The organism is Pseudomonas sp. IPO3778, assembly GCF_013386825.1.
Taxonomy (GTDB): Bacteria; Pseudomonadota; Gammaproteobacteria; order Pseudomonadales; family Pseudomonadaceae; genus Aquipseudomonas.
Genome location: NZ_JACARC010000014.1, coordinates 123,967 through 142,663, shown reverse-complemented (window position 1 = coordinate 142,663; position 18,697 = coordinate 123,967). Strand labels below are relative to the sequence as shown.

General features: G+C 61.9%; 14 protein-coding genes. 6 read left to right on the top strand and 8 right to left on the bottom strand.

What is annotated here, in order from left to right; genetic code table 11:
* Positions 1 to 22: 22 nt before the first annotated feature.
* Positions 23 to 1,723: an acid phosphatase gene (gene acpA / locus HX855_RS05535; protein ID WP_177087253.1), complete on the bottom strand. Its 1,701-nt coding sequence runs from the start codon at positions 1,721 to 1,723 to the stop codon at positions 23 to 25.
* A 264-nt stretch (positions 1,724 to 1,987) separates the two neighbouring features.
* Positions 1,988 to 3,406 (bottom strand): short-chain fatty acid transporter, encoded by a 1,419-nt coding sequence (locus HX855_RS05530; RefSeq protein ID WP_177087255.1) that lies wholly within the window; start codon positions 3,404 to 3,406, stop codon positions 1,988 to 1,990.
* A 189-nt stretch (positions 3,407 to 3,595) separates the two neighbouring features.
* Here HX855_RS05530 and HX855_RS05525 point away from each other — a divergent pair, with 189 nt between their 5' ends.
* The gene (locus HX855_RS05525) at positions 3,596 to 4,879 is read left to right on the top strand and encodes an MFS transporter (protein WP_177087257.1); all 1,284 of its coding nucleotides are present in this window, start codon (positions 3,596 to 3,598) and stop codon (positions 4,877 to 4,879) included.
* A 114-nt stretch (positions 4,880 to 4,993) separates the two neighbouring features.
* Here HX855_RS05525 and HX855_RS05520 read toward each other — a convergent pair whose 3' ends face one another.
* Positions 4,994 to 6,364, bottom strand: a complete 1,371-nt coding sequence (locus tag HX855_RS05520) for a gluconate:H+ symporter (RefSeq protein WP_177087259.1) — start codon at positions 6,362 to 6,364, stop codon at positions 4,994 to 4,996.
* Between the two features lie 217 nt (positions 6,365 to 6,581).
* On the opposite strand from HX855_RS05520, the gene HX855_RS05515 reads away from it, so the two are divergent.
* Positions 6,582 to 7,487: a cation diffusion facilitator family transporter gene (locus tag HX855_RS05515; RefSeq protein WP_177087261.1), complete on the top strand. Its 906-nt coding sequence runs from the start codon at positions 6,582 to 6,584 to the stop codon at positions 7,485 to 7,487.
* Between the two features lie 3 nt (positions 7,488 to 7,490).
* Here the strand turns inward: HX855_RS05515 and HX855_RS05510 are convergent, their stop codons facing one another.
* Entirely contained in the window at positions 7,491 to 8,165 is a 675-nt protein-coding gene (locus HX855_RS05510; RefSeq protein ID WP_008437506.1) for a heavy metal response regulator transcription factor, read from the bottom strand.
* Positions 8,166 to 8,326: 161 nt separating this feature from the next.
* On the opposite strand from HX855_RS05510, the gene HX855_RS05505 reads away from it, so the two are divergent.
* Genes HX855_RS05505 through HX855_RS05495 form a run of 3 tightly spaced genes read left to right on the top strand, consistent with a single transcriptional unit; the run spans position 8,327 to position 13,881 of the window.
* On the top strand, positions 8,327 to 9,571 hold the full coding sequence (locus HX855_RS05505) for a TolC family protein (protein WP_177087263.1): 1,245 nt from the start codon (positions 8,327 to 8,329) through the stop codon (positions 9,569 to 9,571).
* A 17-nt stretch (positions 9,572 to 9,588) separates the two neighbouring features.
* On the top strand, positions 9,589 to 10,701 hold the full coding sequence (locus HX855_RS05500; RefSeq protein WP_177087265.1) for an efflux RND transporter periplasmic adaptor subunit: 1,113 nt from the start codon (positions 9,589 to 9,591) through the stop codon (positions 10,699 to 10,701).
* An 18-nt stretch (positions 10,702 to 10,719) separates the two neighbouring features.
* Entirely contained in the window at positions 10,720 to 13,881 is a 3,162-nt protein-coding gene (locus tag HX855_RS05495) for a CusA/CzcA family heavy metal efflux RND transporter (RefSeq protein ID WP_177087267.1), read from the top strand.
* A gap of 139 nt (positions 13,882 to 14,020) precedes the next feature.
* Here HX855_RS05495 and HX855_RS05490 read toward each other — a convergent pair whose 3' ends face one another.
* From HX855_RS05490 to HX855_RS05475, 4 genes are all read right to left on the bottom strand, one after another.
* A complete protein-coding gene (locus HX855_RS05490; RefSeq protein ID WP_177087269.1) occupies positions 14,021 to 15,424 on the bottom strand; it encodes a heavy metal sensor histidine kinase in 1,404 nt (467 codons plus the stop codon).
* A complete protein-coding gene (locus tag HX855_RS05485; RefSeq protein WP_177087271.1) occupies positions 15,421 to 16,095 on the bottom strand; it encodes a heavy metal response regulator transcription factor in 675 nt (224 codons plus the stop codon). The genes HX855_RS05490 and HX855_RS05485 overlap by 4 nt, the downstream gene beginning before the upstream one ends.
* Before the next feature lie 219 nt (positions 16,096 to 16,314).
* The gene (locus HX855_RS05480) at positions 16,315 to 16,500 is read right to left on the bottom strand and encodes a hypothetical protein (protein WP_177087273.1); all 186 of its coding nucleotides are present in this window, start codon (positions 16,498 to 16,500) and stop codon (positions 16,315 to 16,317) included.
* Positions 16,501 to 16,736: 236 nt separating this feature from the next.
* A complete protein-coding gene (locus tag HX855_RS05475; protein WP_177087275.1) occupies positions 16,737 to 18,065 on the bottom strand; it encodes an OprD family porin in 1,329 nt (442 codons plus the stop codon).
* Between the two features lie 238 nt (positions 18,066 to 18,303).
* Here HX855_RS05475 and HX855_RS05470 point away from each other — a divergent pair, with 238 nt between their 5' ends.
* Positions 18,304 to 18,636, top strand: a complete 333-nt coding sequence (locus HX855_RS05470) for a DUF2790 domain-containing protein (RefSeq protein ID WP_177087277.1) — start codon at positions 18,304 to 18,306, stop codon at positions 18,634 to 18,636.
* Positions 18,637 to 18,697: the final 61 nt, after the last annotated feature.

The window sequence follows — 18,697 nt, the reverse complement described above, 5'->3', positions numbered from 1 at the left end:
TGTCGCTATTGGGCAAATGCGCCTACACCTTGAAGTGCAGCGCGTTGCTCAGGTCACCCATGGGTTTCTGGCCGCGGGCGACCATTGATTCGTCCCGCAGCTTGATGCCGTCGAGTTTTTCCAGCTGGAACACCCGGGTGATCAGGCGCAGGATCGACGCCGTGTCGTACACCGTATGATCCACCGTGCCCTTGCGCGCGAAGGGTGAAACCACCAGCGCCGGAATACGTGTGCCCGGGCCCCAGCGGTCGCCTTTCGGCGGTGCTACGTGGTCCCACCAGCCGCCGTTTTCGTCGACGGTGATGATCACCACCATGTTTTTCCACTGCGGGCTTTCCTGCAGCATCTTCAAGGTGCGGGTGATATGCCGATCGCCCGAGGCCACGTCGGCGTAACCGGCGTGCATGTTCAGGTTGCCCTGGGGTTTGTAGAAACTTACCGCCGGCAACGTGCCCGCCTGGGCGTCGGCCATGAAGTGGTTGGTGCTCGGGTCATCGCCCAGGCCACCATCGCGCAGGCGCTTTTTGCGTTCTACCGGGTTTTCCGGACCTTGCTGCTTGAAGTAGTTGAACGGCTGGTGGTGATACTGAAAGCTCGGGATCTTCGGAATCGCCGCCGAGTCCTTGTGCTCATCAATCGTTGCCTGCCAGGCGCCGCCGTACCAGGCCCAGTCGACGTTCTTCTTCGACAGCTTGTCGCCGATATGCTCGTGGGACTGTGGCACCAGGACGCTGGGCAGGTCCGGCTTGGCGTAGTCCGGGCGTTCCGGGTCACGGATCCAGGTGGGCCAGTAGGGCGGGGCCATGGTATTCACGGCGTAACCGTCCGGAGTCAGTGCACTCGGGCCGAATTGCGGTGGGCCGGTCATCGCGCTGGCCGGGGATTTATCCAGCGGCTTGAGGCGCGTATCGGTCGGGTCGTCGCTCTGCAACGTGGCGATCTGCGACTTGGCCACCGAGTTGGCGGCGTCCGGGTAGAACGGCACCTGGGCGCTGATCAGATATTGGTGGTTGAGGTACGAACCACCGAAGGCGCCCTGGAAGAAGTTGTCGCACAGCACAAACTCCTTGGCCACGTCCCACAGGCGCAGGGAATAGCGTGTTTGCGAGTAATGGCCGAAGGTCAGCGCGCCCGAGTCGGCCCAGGCGACGAAACGGTCGTTCTTGCCGCCGTTGATCTGCATCTGGTTTTGATAGAACACATGCCACAGGTCGCGAGTGATCAGGGCCAGCGGCAGGTCTTCACCGTCCGGGCCTTTCAGCGCAAACGGCGCGTTGGGCAGGTGTTGCTGATATTGGGTAGCGCTGGGGTAGATCACCCCGTCGATGGTCTGCGGGCCCAACTGGGTCACGCCGCCCCACACCTCAGGCAAGGTGTCCAACAGGCTGCCGTCACGGTCATGTTGCTGGTAGTCGGCGGGCTTGAGCGCGGAGAGCGGGCTTTCCACGCCGGGGAAATCGGCAAACAAGTTGTTGAAGCTGCGGTTCTCGCCGTAGATCACCACCACGGTTTTCACGTTGTCGTGCAGGGCCTTGTCCAGTTCTGCAGGAGTCAGTTCGCGGTCGACCACCGGGCCCGGCTTGTCCGCCGTGCCGCCGCAGGCGCTCAGGGTGGCTCCGGCGCCGAGTACGGCAACCCCGCCTAAAAAGCGCCGGCGGCTGGAATCGGGGAGGGTATCGGAGGCATTGATGGAGGCGTTCTGGTCTTCTGTTTCGTCAGTCATCCGAGGCTTCTCACTGCTGTTTTTGGTTTATTTTATTGCTGGATGTTTCATTGAAATGGCGTGAAATATGGCAAAGCTTAAACGCTTCAGTCTATAAGGCGAGGCCTTAGGGCGTAAGGGAACTGTTTGTGACTGACGGGTTTTGTAACGGGGCCGCGCTGCGACGCACTCATTTGAACCTTGATCGGCGGGGTGCCGATCAAGGTACAGGAGGCGTTGCCGGGCCTGGGTGAGAAGCTTAAGCAGGCAATGTGACAGAAGCGTTTACGGCATCACCGGCGGCAAATATTTAAGTGTCGTACCCAACGCCCACAGCAAAAACAGCACCAGGGGCGTGTGCACCAGCAACTGCACAAACGAAAAGCCGATCAAGTCCCGCGCCTTCAACCCCAGCACGCCCAGCAGCGGCAGCATATAGAAGGGGTTGATCAGGTTCGGCAGCGCCTCGGCGGCGTTGTAGATCTGCACCGCCCAGCCCAGGTGATATTCCAGGTCATTGGCGACCTGCATCACATACGGGGCCTCGATGATCCACTTTCCTCCCCCCGACGGGATAAAGAAGCCCAGCACCGCCGAGTACACGCCCATCAACAGCGCGTAGGTATCGTGGGACGCAATCGAGGTGAAAAAGGTCGAGATATGGTGCGCCAGTGTCGAGCCATCACTGCCTTTCACCACGGTCATCAGTGCCGCAATCGAGCCATACAACGGGAACTGGATCAGCACCCCGGTGGTGGTCGGCACCGCGCGGGCCACGGCGTCGAGGAAGCTGCGCGGGCGCCAGTGCAGCAACGCGCCCACCATCAGGAACAGGAAGTTGTAGGTGTTGAGCCCCGAGATCGCGCTGATGGCCGGCTTGGTGGAGAACTCATGGAACAGCCACCCGGCCGCCAGCAGCGCCAGCAGGATGGTCAGCAACGGGCTGTGTTCCAGCCACTCGCCCGGGCGGGTCGGCGGTTGCGGCTTGGGCATATTGAAGGCGGGGTCGATACCGCAAGCCTTGGCGTCACGGGCGGAGTTCGGCCCGGGCGCGGTGGCGTAGGCGATGATCAGCGAGACCACGATCAACGCCAGCAACAGCACGCCGGATTGCCACAGGAAGATGGTGTCGGTGAACGGGATCATCCCGGTGATCGACAAAATCGACGGCGGCAAACTGGCCGGGTTGGCCTGCAACTGCGCCGCTGACGACGACAGCCCCAGCGCCCATACCGCGCCCAGGCCCAGATAGGCTGCAGCACCGGCGGCGCGGTAATCCATGCGCAAATCCGTACGACGGGCCAGTGCCCGCACCAGCAAGCCGCCGAACACCAGGGACAGTCCCCAGTTGAGCAAGGAAGCCACCATCGAAATCAGCGCCACCCAGGCCACGGCAGAACGGCCGTTCTTCGGGATGCGCGCCAGGCGATCGATTAGTTTCACGGCGGGTGGGGAGCTGGCGACCACATAACCACCGATCACCACAAAGGCCATTTGCATGGTGAACGGAATCAGACTCCAGAAGCCGTCACCAAAGGCCTTGGCGGCCTCGGTCGGTGCGGCGCCCATGCTCAGGGTCGCCACGGCGACAATGATCACGGCGAGGGCGGCAAACACCCAGGAGTCCGGGAACCAGCGCTCGGCGAAGTTGGAACAACGCAGGGCAAATCGGGCGTAGCGGCTGTCTTCGATAGCATCGGCCACGTTCAGTACCTCTATTTGTATTTATTATGGGGGGCGGCAGTTTTGCTGCATGTTCCTCTACGGCTATTCATTTGGGAATGTAGTTATCTTCATTGATCAATGAGTAAAGCAAATATATCCAGCGTGATTGCCATCACTCGGCCCAGCTCCTAACCTGCAGGCCATTTTGTTTGTCTGCCGAGCTTGCACATGACTGCCACCTCTTATCCACAGGCGCAGCGTTTCTCCCGTTCCGACTACAAAACCCTGGGCCTGGCTGCCCTGGGCGGGGCCCTGGAAATCTACGACTTCATCATCTTCGTGTTTTTCGCGTTGACCCTCAGTCAACTGTTCTTCCCGCCGGAAATGCCCGAGTGGCTGCGCCTGCTGCAAAGCTTCGGGATCTTCGTCACCGGCTACCTCGCGCGCCCGCTGGGCGGGATCCTGATGGCGCACTTCGCCGATCACCTGGGCCGCAAACGGGTGTTCAGCCTGAGCATCCTGATGATGGCGCTGCCGTGCCTGGTGATCGGGATCATGCCCACCTACGCACAAATAGGTTATTTCGCGCCCTTGATCCTGCTGGCGCTGCGCATCCTCCAGGGCGCGGCGGTGGGCGGGGAAGTGCCCAGCGCCTGGGTATTTGTCGCCGAGCACGCCCCGGATAACCATCGTGGTTATGCCCTGGGCTTCCTGCAAGCCGGGCTGACCTTCGGCTACCTGCTCGGCGCGCTGACCGCGACGTTGCTGGCGCAAGTCTTCACCCCGGCAGAAATCCTCGACTACGCCTGGCGCTTCCCGTTCCTGCTCGGCGGCGTATTTGGTGTGATCGGCGTCTGGCTGCGGCGCTGGCTCAGCGAAACCCCGGTGTTCCTGCAGATGCAGGCCCGCCGCCAGGCTGGCACCGAATTACCCCTGCGCACCGTCCTGCGGGAACACCGCAACGCGCTGCTGCCGGCCATGATCCTCACCTGCGTGCTCACCTCAGCCGTGGTGGTATTGGTCGTCATCACCCCGACCATGATGCAGAAAACCTTCGGCATGAGCCCCAGCCATACCTTCGCCCTGAGTGCGTTGGGCATCGTGTTCCTGAACATCGGCTGCGTGCTGGCCGGCCTGTTGGTGGACCGCATCGGCGCGTGGCGCGCGGTGTTGGTCTACAGCCTGCTGCTGCCGGTGGGGATTGCCGTGTTGTATGCCAGCCTGATTGCGGGCGGCGTGTGGCTGGGCGCGGCGTATGCGATTGCCGGGTTGAGTTGCGGGGTGGTGGGGGCGGTGCCGTCGGTGATGGTCAGCCTGTTCCCGGCGCAAGTGCGCGTTTCGGGGATTTCCTTCACCTACAACATTGCGTATGCGCTGTGGGCGAGTACCACGCCGCTGATGTTGATCGCGTTGATGCCCACCAGCCCGTGGATCTGTGTGGGGTACTGCGTGGTGATGGGCGCGGTGGGCGCAGTGAGCGCGGCGCATTTTGGCAAGCGCCAACCCACCTGATCGTTCCTACGCTCAGCGTGGGAGCGCCTCACTGGACGCTCCGCGTCGGCTCTTGTGACGCGGAGCGTTACGGGCTGCATTCCCACGCGGAGCGCGGGAACGATCATCAGATCCTCAGGTGAGGAAGTGCCACATCAGCAATGTGCCCACCAGGCCCACCACCGACACGATGGTCTGCAACACCGACCACACCCAAATCGTCTGCTTCAACTGCAAGCCGAAGTACTCCCGCACCATCCAGAAGCCGGCGTCGTTGACGTGGCAGAAGAACACGGAGCCGGCACCAATCGCCAGGGCCACCAGTGAGCTTTGCGTCGCCGCCAAACCCGCCATCATCGGCGCCAGAATGCCCGCCGTGGTCGTGGTGGCGACGGTCGCCGAACCGGTGGCTTGACGCAGCGCCACGGCAATCAGCCAGGCCAGCAGCAGGTACGGCATGTGCGCGCCTTCGGCCACCTTGCTGATGGTCTGGCTCACGCCCGCATCCAGCAACGTTTGTTTCAACCCGCCCCCCGCGCCGATGGTCAGCAACAGTACGGCGATCGGCGCCAACGCTTTACGCAGGGTATTGCCGACCTCGGCTCGCGGCATGCCGCTGGCCCAGCCCAGGCAAATCACCGCGGCAATTACCGCCAGGCCCAGGGCGATCAACGGCTCGCCCAGAAACTTCAAGGTCAGCGCCACCGGGCTTTCAGGTGACATGGCGACTTTGGCCAGGGTGCTGCCGAGCATCAGGATCACCGGCAACAGAATGATCAGCAGCGACACGCCAAAACCCGGCTGGCGCGGCGCCTTGGGCGGTGCACTGAACAGTGCGCCAATGTCGGCCGGCTCATCCACGTGCATGCGCTTGGACAGCCAGTTGCCGTACAACGGGCCAGCCAGAATCACCGCCGGTACTGCCAGGCAGAAGCCCAGCAACATGGTCAGGCCCAGGTCGGCGTGCAAGGCGCTGACCGCAATCAACGGCCCCGGATGCGGAGGCATCAGGGCGTGCAGGGTGGTCATGCCCGCCAGCGCCGGGATCGCGATTTTCAGCAGCGGCTGGTTCGAACGCTTGGCCATCACGAAGATGATCGGCACCATCATCACCAGGCCCACTTCGAAGAACAGCGGCAGGCCAATCACCATCGCCACCAGCGCCATCACCCAGGGCAACGACTTGCCCTTACCCAACCCCAGCAGGGTGGTGGCGATACGGTCGGCAGCGCCCGACTCGGCCATCAACGCGCCAAGCATCGAGCCCAGGGCAATGATGATCCCGGCTTCACCGAGGATCGCCCCGGCGCCCTTGCTGAACGCCTTGGCTACTTCTTCCGGCGGCAAACCCGCGCCGACACCGGCGATAAACGTGCCGATCAGGATCGACAGAAAGGGCGGCAGCTTGGTCGCGCTGATCAACACAATGATGCTGGCGATGGCCAGCAGTACGCAGAACATGAGGCGGGTGTCGTGAACCATCCACGCGGCAGTCGATAACTCCAAAACGGGACTCCTTATCGAACAGGTTGGCTAATGTGTTTCTTTTTGTTTCCTGCTCGAAAAGCATACCTGATAGAACGGTTCCAGAGCGCCCATGTTCAATTTTGGTGCGCACGCCGTAACGCGCACCTGACGGTGTGATGACAATTTCGCAACCCATGCCGGTGGTTTTGGCCTATAGCTCTATGATCAACCGGACCACCACCCACGAGGACATTCCATGAGCGCAGGACACAGCCACGCCCAAGTACGCGCCGGCCACGAGCGCCTGTTATGGATCGCCCTGGGGCTGACGGGCAGTTTCATGATTGCCGAAGTGATCGGTGCCTTTATCACCGGCAGCCTGGCGCTGTTGTCCGACGCCGCCCACATGATGACCGACGCCCTGGCCCTGGCCATTTCCCTGGTGGCGATCCAGGTGGCCAAGCGCCCTGCCGATCGCAAGCGCACCTTCGGCTACGCGCGTTTCGAGATTCTGGCGGCGGCGTTCAATGCGCTGCTGCTGTTCGGCGTGGCGTTCTACATTCTTTATGAGGCCTATCAACGCCTGCAGGCGCCCGCCGAGATCCAGTCCACCGGCATGTTGGTGATCGCGGTGCTGGGGTTGATCGTCAACCTGATTTCCATGCGGTTGCTGAGCGCGGCCAGCGGCGAAAGCCTCAACGTGAAGGGCGCTTACCTGGAGGTCTGGAGCGACATGCTCGGCTCCATCGGCGTGATCATCGCGGCGCTGGTGATCCTGTACACCGGCTGGGGCTGGGTGGATTCGGTGGTGGCGGCGGCGATTGGCTTCTGGGTGTTGCCACGCACCTGGACCCTGCTCAAGGAAAGCATGAACGTGCTGCTGCAAGGTGTGCCCGACGGCATCGATATCGACAAGGTCGAGCAGGCGCTTCGTGGTGTGCCCGGAGTAAAGGAGGTACACGACCTGCATATCTGGGCGCTCACCAGCGGCAAGAATGTGCTGAGTACTCACTTGGTGGCGGATTCGGCGCAAGGCTCGGAGCAACAGATTCTCAGCCAGGTGACGGAATTACTGCATGAACAATTCGATATTTCCCACGCCACCATCCAGGTCGAGGGCGACGGCTTTCACCACGACGAGCATGACGAGGTGCACGCCTGAGGGTTACTCACGGTCTTCCAGCACATAACCCACGCCGCGCAAGGTATGGATCAACTTGCGCTCGAACGGGTCATCAATCTTCGCCCGCAGGCGGCGGATCGACACCTCCACCACATTGGTGTCGCAATCAAAGTTCATGTCCCACACGAACGAGATAATTTGCGTGCGGGACAGCACCACGCCGCTCTGGCGCATCAACAGGTGCAGCAGGGCGAATTCCTTGGTGGTCAGGTCGATGCGCTGCAAGCCGCGAAACGCCCGGTGACGGCCCTGATCCAGTTCCAGGTCGGCCACCCGCAGCACATCCGGCACCGGCGAATGCACGCTGCGGCGCATCAAGGTACGCACCCGCGCCAATAATTCCGGGAATTCAAACGGCTTGACCAGGTAATCATCGGCGCCCAGGTCCAGGCCCTTGATGCGGTCGGCGAGGCGGCCCTGGGCGGTCAGCATCATGATGCGCGTGCTGCTGTTCTGGCGGATGCGCTGCAGCACGTCCCAGCCATCCATCAACGGCAGGTTTACGTCGAGCATCACCAGGTCGTAGGCGTGCTGGCGGGACAAATGCAAACCGTCGGCACCGGTGGCGGCACAGTCGACGATATAGCCACTTTCACTCAATCCCTGGTGCAAGTAATCGGCGGTCTTGGGTTCGTCTTCGATAACCAGAATACGCATGTCGAGGGTCCCGCCGGGCAGTGGAAAAGTTGGCCGAAGCTTAAAGCAAAAGCCCGGCGCAGAGCTGTTGCTAACGGATTTGTAATGTTCTGGCCACTCCTCTGATAAGTACCGAAAGTTACATTGCCCACCTGTTAATTCATGGGCATGGAACTCGTGTTATGCCAACGTTCATACGCAAATTACTGTGGGTGGCAGGCGCCTTGTCGACTGTCTTTTTATTGGCCACTGCGACGGTTCAAGAGGCGTCGGCGCAAACCTTGACCCTCGAATCGGCCCTGCAAACCGCCTTCGCCAACAACCCCGATATGGCCGCGGCGCAGTGGGAAATCGACATCGCCCAGGGCGGTCGCCAGCAGGCCGGGTTGATCCCGAACCCGGTCGCCTCCTGGGATGCCGAAGACACCCGTCGCAACTCGCGCACCACCACCGTCAAACTGAGCCAAACCCTGGAACTGGGTGGCAAACGCGGGGCTCGGATTGACGTCGCCACCCGCGCCCAGGAGGCCGCCGCACTGACGCTGGAGCAACGCCGCAACGGCCTGCGGGCGGAGGTCATCGACGGCTACTACGGCGCCCTTCGTGCCCAGGAACGCCTCGACCTGGCCCAACGCTCACTGGCACTGGCCGAGCGCGGGCTGGTGGTGGCCAACGGGCGCGTCACCGCCGGCAAGTCGTCCCCGGTGGAAGCTACCCGCGCCCAGGTGCAGCTCTCGGAAATTCGCCTGGAGTTCAACCGCGCACAGATGGGCCTCACCGACGCCTATCGCCGCCTCGCTGCCAGCACCGGCGCCGCCAGGACCGACTTCCAGGCGGTAGCCACCCAAGCCCAGGCGGCGCCGACATTACCGTCGCCTGCGCAGTTGCTGGCGCGCCTGGAACAAACCGCCGAATTGCGCCTGGCCGAGCTGCAAATCGTCCAGGGTGAGGCGGCCCTGGGCCTGGAAAAAGCCCAGCGCATTCCCGACCTCGACGTGTCCATCGGCAGCCAATACGACGCCAGCGCCCGTGAGCGGGTCAATGTGGTGGGGGTGTCGATGCCGATCCCGCTGTTCAACCGCAACCAGGGCAACGTACTCGCTGCCAGTCGCCGCGCCGACCAGGCCCGCGACCTGCGCAACGCCGCCGAACTGCGCCTGCGCACCGAAACCCGCCAGGCCCTGGACCTCTGGCAAACCGCCAATACCGAGGTGCGCGCGTTCAACCAGCAAATCCTGCCCGCCGCCCAAAGCGCGGTGGACAGCGCCACCCGTGGTTTCGAAATGGGCAAGTTCAACTTCCTCGACGTGCTCGACGCCCAGCGCACCTTGATTGCGGCCCGCACCCAATACCTCATGGCGACCGCTCAGGCGACTGACGCCTGGGTGCGTATCGAACGGATTTACGGCGACCTCGCCCGGTTTTGATTTTTCAGGAGCGTTCCATGAACACCAAACACAGGATGGCGCTGGCCGTTGCGTTGATGCTGGCGTGGCCGGCAATCAGCGGTGCGGCAGAGGCCGAAGAAGACGGCAAACTTGAACTGACCGACCAGCAAATCCAGGCCGCCGGCATTCAACTCGCGCCCGCCCAATCCCGGCAGATCAGCACCGTGCTGTCACTGCCGGGCGAGGTGCGATTCGACGAAGACCGCACCTCCCACATCGTGCCGCGGGCCGCCGGCGTGGTGGAGTCGGTGAAGGTCAACCTCGGGCAGTCGGTGAAGAAGGGCGAGCTGCTGGCGGTGATCGCCAGCCAGCAGATTTCCGATCAGCGCAGCGAGCTGGCGGCCAGCCAACGCCGGGTCGAACTGGCCCGCACCACCTTCCAGCGCGAGCGCCAGTTGTGGCAGGACAAGATCTCCGCCGAACAGGATTACCTGCTGGCGCGCCAGGCGCTGCAAGAGGCCGAAATCGCCCTGAACAATGCCCGGCAAAAGATGAATGCCCTGAGCGGCAGCACCGTATTGGTCGGTGGCAATCGCTACGAACTGCGTGCGCCGTTCGACGGCGTGGTGGTGGAAAAACACCTCGGCGTGGGCGAGGTGGTGAGCGAGACCAGCAACGCCTTCACCCTGTCGGACCTGTCCCAGGTGTGGGTCACCTTCGGCGTATTTCCCAAGGATTTGAACAAGGTCCAGGTCGGTAAACCGGTGAAGGTCACCTCCTCGGAAATGGGCACCGAAGTGCTCGGCACCGTGGCCTATGTCGGCAACTTGCTGGGGGAGCAGACCCGCACCGCCACCGTGCGCGTCACGGTGCAGAACCCTGACGACTCGTGGCGCCCAGGCTTGTTCGTCGCCGTGCAGGTCGCTACCGATACCTACCAGGCCAAGGTCACCGTCCCGCAGGCAGCGATCCAGACCGTCGAGGACAAACCCTCGGTGTTTGTGCGAACCCCCGACGGCTTCATGACCCGGCATATCGAACTGGGCGTCAGCGAAAACGGTTTTGTCGAAGTGCGCCAGGGCCTCGACGCCGGCGCGCAGGTGGCGACGGTCGGCAGCTTCATCCTCAAGTCCGAATTGGGCAAGGCCTCGGCCGAGCACGCCCATTGATCCTGCGAGTGATTTCCCATGTTTGAGCGCCTTATCCAATTTGCCATCGAGCAGCGCATCATCGTGCTGCTGGCGGTGCTGTTGATGGCCGGTGTCGGCATCGCCAGCTATCAGAAACTGCCCATCGACGCGGTGCCCGACATCACCAACGTGCAGGTGCAGATCAACTCGGCGGCGGCGGGTTTTTCGCCGCTGGAAACCGAGCAGCGCATCACCTTTCCGATTGAAACCGCCATGGCCGGGCTGCCGGGGTTGCAGCAGACCCGCTCACTGTCGCGCTCGGGGTTGTCCCAGGTGACGGTGATTTTCAAGGACGGCACCGACCTGTTCTTCGCCCGCCAACTGGTCAACGAGCGCTTGCAGGTGGCCCGCGAGCAATTACCGGACGGCATCGAAAGCATGATGGGGCCGATCTCTACCGGGCTCGGGGAAATTTTCCTGTGGACCGTGGAGGCGAAAGACGGTGCGCGAAAGGAAGATGGCTCGCCTTACACTCCGACGGATCTACGGGTGATCCAGGACTGGATCATCAAGCCCCAACTGCGCAACGTGCCGGGCGTGGCCGAGATCAACACCATCGGCGGCTTTGCCAAGGAATACCAGATCGCCCCGGACCCCAAGCGCCTGGCGGCCTATAACCTGACCTTGAGTGACCTGGTCACCGCGCTGGAGCGCAACAACGCCAACGTTGGCGCCGGGTACATCGAGCGCAGCGGCGAGCAATTGCTGATCCGCGCACCGGGGCAGGTTGGGTCCATCGACGATATTGCCAACATCGTGATCACCACGTCCGACGGTACGCCGATCCGGGTGCGCAACGTCGCCCAGGTCGACATCGGCCGTGAGTTGCGTACCGGCGCCGCCACCGAAAATGGCCGTGAAGTGGTGCTGGGCACGGTGTTCATGTTGATCGGTGAAAACAGCCGCACCGTGTCCCTGGCGGTCGCGAAAAAACTCGAAGAGATCAACCGCTCGCTGCCCGAAGGGGTGGTTGCCGTCACCGTCTACGACCGCACCAACCTGGTGGAAAAAGCCATCAGCACGGTGAAGAAAAACCTCTTCGAAGGGGCGCTGCTGGTGGTGGCGGTGCTGTTCCTGTTCCTGGGTAATATCCGCGCCGCGCTGATCACCGCGATGGTGATTCCCCTGGCCATGTTGTTCACCTTTACCGGGATGTTTACCAACAAGGTCAGCGCCAACCTGATGAGCCTCGGCGCCCTGGATTTCGGGATTATCGTCGACGGCGCGGTGGTGATCGTCGAGAACGCGATCCGCCGCCTGGCCCGCGCCCAGCAGCGCCAGGGGCGATTGCTGACCCGCAGCGAGCGCCTGCATGAAGTGTTTGCGGCGGCCAAGGAAGCGCGGCGTGCGCTGATCTTCGGGCAACTGATCATCATGGTGGTGTACCTGCCGATCTTCGCCCTCACCGGTGTGGCCGGGAAGATGTTCCACCCGATGGCCTTCACCGTGGTGATCGCGCTGCTGGGGGCGATGATTCTGTCCGTCACCTTTGTACCGGCGGCGATTGCGCTGTTCGTGACGGGCAAGGTCAAGGAAGAAGAAAACCTGGTGATGCGCACCGCACGCCGTGCCTATGCGCCCGTGCTGGATTGGGTGATGACGCGCCGGCCGCTGGTGTTTGGCCTGGCGGTGCTGACCATCGTCGCGTCGGGCCTGGTGGCGAGCCGCATGGGCAGCGAATTTATCCCCAGCCTCAGCGAAGGCGATTTCGCCCAACAAGCGTTGCGGGTGCCGGGCACCAGCCTGACGCAATCGGTGCACATGCAGCAGCAACTGGAAAAAACCTTGATGGCCGAGGTGCCGGAAATCGAACGGGTATTTGCCCGCACCGGCACCGCGGAAATCGCCTCCGACCCGATGCCGCCCAATATCTCCGACAGCTATGTGATGCTCAAACCCAAGGACCAGTGGCCGGACCCGAAGAAGTCCCGCGAGGCAATCATCGCCGACATCCAGCGGGCCAGTGCGATTGTGCCGGGCAGCGTGTATGAACTGTCGCAGCCTATCCAGCTGCGCTTCAACGAGCTGATTTCCGGAGTGCGCAGCGACGTGGCGGTGAAGGTGTTTGGTGATGACATGGCGGTGCTCAACAAGACCGCCGGGGAAATCGCCGAGACCTTGCAGACCCTTAAGGGGGCCTCGGAAGTGAAGGTGGAACAGATCTCTGGCCTGCCGGTGCTGACCATCAATATCGACCGCGACAAGGCCGCGCGTTTTGGCCTGAATGTGGGCGATGTGCAAGACACCATTGCCGTCGCCGTGGGCGGGCGCCAGGCCGGGACGATGTACGAAGGTGACCGGCGTTTCGACATGGTCGTACGTTTGTCCGACGCACTGCGCACCGACATCGAAGGCTTGTCGCGGCTGCTGATCCCGATTCCGGCGCTGGCGAATAACGCGGCGGGGCAGTTGGGGTTTATCGCACTGTCGGAAGTCGCCAGCCTGGACCTGGTGCTCGGCCCCAACCAGATCAGCCGCGAAAACGGCAAGCGCCTGGTGATCGTCAGCGCCAACGTACGTGGGCGGGATATCGGCTCGTTTGTCGAGGAGGCCGGGGCCGCGATCGACACCCAGGTGAAAATCCCCGCGGGCTACTGGACCACCTGGGGCGGCCAGTTCGAACAGTTGAAGGAAGCCTCCGAGCGACTGCGCATCGTGGTGCCGGTGGCGTTGCTGCTGGTGTTCGGACTGTTGTTCATGATGTTCAACAACCTCAAGGACGGGCTGCTGGTGTTCACCGGAATTCCCTTTGCATTGACCGGTGGGATCATGGCGCTATGGCTGCGGGATATTCCGCTGTCGATCTCGGCGGGCGTGGGCTTTATCGCGCTGTCGGGGGTGGCGGTGCTGAACGGGCTGGTGATGATTGCCTTCATTCGCAACCTGCGGGAAGAGGGGCGCTCATTGTCGGTGGCCATCAACGAAGGTGCCCTGACGCGCTTGCGTCCGGTGTTGATGACGGCGCTGGTGGCGTCCCTCGGGTTTATCCCCATGGCCCTGGCCACCGGCACCGGCGCCGAAGTGCAGCGCCCGTTGGCGACGGTGGTGATTGGCGGGATTATTTCATCGACGCTACTGACCCTGCTGGTACTGCCGGCGCTGTATCACTGGGCACATCGGCGTGAAGAACAGGAAGACCGCCTGATGCCTGACCAATAACCTGTGGCGAGGGAGCTTGCTCCCGCTGGGCTGCGCAGCAGCCCCAACACCGACGACCCACTTTCAGCTGAAAGAATGCGGTGGGCTTTTTAGGGTTGCTGCGCAACCCAGCGGGAGCAAGCTCCCTCGCCACAATGGTTTATTGGCAGATCGCGTCGGTATGAAGGGGAAACATCAACCGAAACACAGTGAAATCTCCGGGCTCGCTGCTGACTTCTGCCCGGCCTTGATGCAGGACCATGATCGACCGCACAATCGCCAGCCCCAGCCCGGTACCGCCTTCGGAGCGGGCGCGGCTGCTGTCGACGCGGTAGAACCGTTCGAACAGGTTCGGCAGGTGTTGCGCTTCAATCCCGGAGCCCGGGTTGCTCACCGACAGCGACACGTGCTGCCCATGGGCCTCCACCCGCAACGACACCGTGGACGCGTGCGGGGTATGACGGATGGCATTGGACAGCAAATTGGAAATCGCCCGCTGGATCATCAAGCGATCGCCTTGCACCGACGCATCCCCGTTGAGGCTCAGGGTCAGCTGCTTGTCTTCGGCGCTCAAGGCGAACAGCTCCATCACCCGGCGCGCTTCATCCGCCAGGGACACCGGCGCAAACGAAACCCGCGCCGCCGGGTGGCTGACTTGGGCCAGAAACAGCATGTCAGACACGATCCGCGCCAGGCGTTCCATCTCTTCGGTGCTGGATTCCAGCACCGCCTTGTACTCCTGTGGTGGTCGTTCCCGGGACAGCGTCACCTGGGCCTTGCCCATCAAATTGGTCAGCGGCGCCCGCAGTTCATGGGCCAGGTCATCGGAGAACTGCGACAGCTGCTGCACCCCGCCGTCCAGCCGTTGCAGCATGAAGTTGATGCCTTGGGCCAACTCGCCCAACTCCTTGGGCAAGTTATCCACAGCCAGGCGATGAGTCAGGTCCTGGGTGGTGACCTTGGCGGCCACGCGGCTGAACTGCTGCAGCGGTGCCAGCCCGCGTTGCACCACCCACCAGGCGCCGATGCCGATCAGCAGCAACAGCAGCGGCAGGGCGATCACCGTGGAGCGCAGGTAGGCACTGAGCAAGGCCTGATCGTCCATGCGGTCGAGCGACAGCAACACCCGCACGCGTTCGCCGCTGGCCAGGCGCATCAGGCTGGAGGCACTCAGCACTTGGTTGCCGTTGCTGTCGTCCCAGTTCAGGTAGCCGAGGTTTTGACGCGGCGAAAAGTCGGTCAGCAACGGTACCTGGGGTTTGGCGCCGACGCTGAGCAGCACCGCGTCATCCGGCGCGGTGCCAACGATGGTCAGGTAAAAATTGTCATGGCCCATCACTAGGTCCATCAGCGAGTGCGGGCGGGCCTGGATGGCGCGAGTGTCCAGGCCCAGGGCCAGGCTGTGCTGGATCTGCTCCATCTTGCTTTCCAGGCCCTTGCGCGCCAGGTTCTCAAGCTCGTGGGTCAGCGCCAGGTACGCCAGCGTTGCGAGCAACACCACCAGGCCCGCGCCCATCAGGCTCACCGTCAGCCCGAGGCGCATCGACAGGCTGCTGGCTCTCATTGGCGGGCCTCCAGCACATAACCCACGCCGCGAATGGTGTGGATCAGCTTGACGTCACTCTGGTCATCGACCTTGGCCCGCAAGCGGCTGATGGAGACTTCCACCACGTTGGTGTCGCAGTCGAAATTCATGTCCCAGACCAGGGAAATGATCTGCGTGCGGGTCAGCACTTCGCCGGACTGGCGCATCAACACGTGCAGCAGCGCGAACTCCTTGGTGGTCAGGTCAATGCGCCTTGTGCCGCGGTAGGCGCGGTGGCGGCGCGGGTCCAGCTCAAGGTCCGACACGCGGAAGACTTCCGGCACCGGTATATGTTCGCTGCGGCGCAACAGGGTACGCACCCGGGCCAGCAGTTCAGGAAACTCAAAGGGCTTGACCAGGTAATCATCGGCGCCCATGTCCAGGCCCTTGATCTTGTCGGTCAGCCGGCCACGGGCGGTCAGCATCATCACCCGTTGGTTGCTGTCGCGGCGCAGTTGCTCCAGCACGTCCCAGCCGTCCCTGGCCGGCAGGTTTACATCGAGAATCACCAGTTCATAGGCGTGTTGCCCGGCCAGGTGCAGGCCGTCCACGCCGCTGGCGGCACAGTCGACCACGTAGCCGCTTTCGGTCAGGCCCTGGTGCAGGTAGGCGGCCGTTTTTTGTTCGTCCTCAACCACAAGGATGCGCATGGGGGTTTACCTTTTATTGATAAGGAGAGACTGGGATTCGAATTTTGCGAAGCCTGAAGGCTGAAGTAGCTTTAGGGTCAATCAGCCAGTGTGTGACTGGTTGTTGCGCTGCAAAACCGGCGAGCAAAAAAAACGCCCCATCCGGGGCGTTAAAAATTCATCTCTTTCCAAAGGAGCTACACAAAAGCTTCAGAGATGAATGTGCTCGGTGTGCGCCGTTCAGATCGATTGTTTCAGTGCGTCGGCGGGCGCGGCCTCGGCCACGGACTGTTCACCGTGGACCTGCTGCTGTTGCTGGCGGAACTCGGCGAGAAACTGCCGGGACCGGTCGGCACCGTCGTCGGCCAAGGCGACGGTGGATGCAGCGCCGAGAAAGCTGATCAATAACACGTAGGATGGCTTCATGACTGTTCTCCAATTAAGGCGGGTGCCGTTAGTTGGGGCCAGTATATGAAGTTTAACTTAACGAGAAGGTGAGGCTCATATTACAGTTCTGACAGGCTTCTAATTGTGAACAGATGTTATTCAATTGTAGGAGCGAGCTTGCTCGCGAAGAACTTGAGGGCGCCGCGTTAAACCAGATGCCCCGCGTTATCGTTAGCGACCTTCGCGAGCAAGCTCGCTCCTACAAAGAGCGGTGTTTACAGAATCGCTAATGGATATTCGACTATCAACCGAACTTCTTCCAGGTCCGACTCAAACGCACTGGAGCGAACCGTGGCCTGGCGCAATCGCAGTGACAGGTCTTTCAAGTTGCCGCCCTGCACCACGTACTTGGCTTCGATATCCCGCTCCCAGCGGCGTTGATCGGTCAGCGGGTCGCCGGCCGCGTCCCGGCGCATGTACACCGCGTTGGCGTTGCTGTAGTCGGCGCCGGTGCCTTTGCCGTAGCGGGTCATGAACGAAAGGCCGGGAATGCCGAAGGGCTGCATGTCGAGGTTGTAGGTGAGCATCCACGAGCGTTCCTTGGGCGAGTTGAAGTCGCTGTACTGGATCGAGTTATTGAGGAAGATCGAGTCGGACATGCGCAGGTAGTCAAAGTCGTCATCACCGTTGTTGCGCTGGTGCGACACGGCCAGGCTGTGGGCCCCCACCTTGACCCCGAGCCTGGCGCTCCAGATGTTGTTATCAAACTCGCCCAGGCGTTTTTTGCCCTCGTCCACGGCCTTGTAATAGTTGAAGTCGCCAAACAGCGATACGTCCTCGTTCAGCGGGTAGCTGGCGGCGCTGCCGAAGTAGTACTGGTCCCAGGCATCCTTCAGGCGGCTGGTGTACAGGCTGACACTGAGGTGTTTGTTCACCTGGTAGTCGCCACCGGCATAGCCGATCCAGGGTGAGTCCACCTTGCCCGCATAAAAGGTCGCAAAGCCTTTGTCCATGCCGCTTTGGGTGGGCTGGCTCATGCCGTTCAGGTGCCCGGCCTGCAGGCTCAGGCCCTCGAGGCTGGTGTTTTGCGCGGTGACGCCGCGAAAGCTTTCCGGCAATACCCGCGCATCGCCATAGGCCACCACCGGGGTCAGCGGGAACACATCACCGGCCTTGATCACGGTATCCAGCAGGCGCACTTTTACCGCGCCGCCGAGCTTGCTGTAGCCATCCTCGGGGTGGTTGTCGCTGTCCACCGGCAGCACGCCGAACGAGCCCTTGCCGCCGCTGCGGCCGGTGCCGGAGTCGAGTTTCAGGCCATACATCGCAAAGGCGTCCAGGCCGAAACCCAGCGTGCCTTGAGTGAAACCGGACTCGAATTTGCCGATAAACCCCTGGGCCCAGGCTTCCGAGTAGCCATTGCCGGTGGGGCTCGACTGGCCTTTGCGGTCGTCACGGTTGAAATAGAAATTACGGGCCAGCACGTTCAGGGTGCTGCCTTCGATAAAACCTTCGGGTTTGTCTTCCACGGCCATGCCTGAAAGCGGTGCAAGGCCCGCCAGGGCGGCAATCATGGAAACGGAAAGTGTGCGGTGAGTGTTCATGTAGCGCTCCTCGGTTTTGGCAGCTATTAGCTTCTTATCGATGGGGCATTCTTGTTGTGGTGTTGCCCGCGCTGATAGTTGCAAACACGAGATAACGACGGGGTGGCGCGCAGATTACAATTTTGGAATTTCAATAAAAGATAACGAATAAGTAATCTTTCGGTGAACTTTACGACAGGCTTGGTTAGTTACCCTTGCTCTGAACTTTTAATTCAATAAGTCAGACGAGGAAGCCCTCATGAACACCCTGAAAACCACGGTTGCGGCACTGGCCCTGATCTTTTCCGTCGGCGCGATGGCTGAAGGCGGAGGTGATCGCACCTTCGCCCAGTTGATGCAAAACAATGAGCAAGCCATGGCCGCCTACGCCGCGAAAAAGGGCCTGCCTGCGCCCGTCGTCCAGACCTATCGCTATGGTATGAACCTGGACATTGCCAAGGTGGTCAACGTGACGCCGCCGATCCGTTCGTGCAACGCAGTGCCGTCGCGCATGACCTACGAAGACTCCACCGGCAAGCTCAATACTGTCCAATACCAGGTCATGGGCATCTGCCGTAATAACGGCAGTTAAGGGATCCAAAAATATAATTGAGCAACGGGCTAAAGCGCTCTTAAGAAAACGCCGGCAGCGC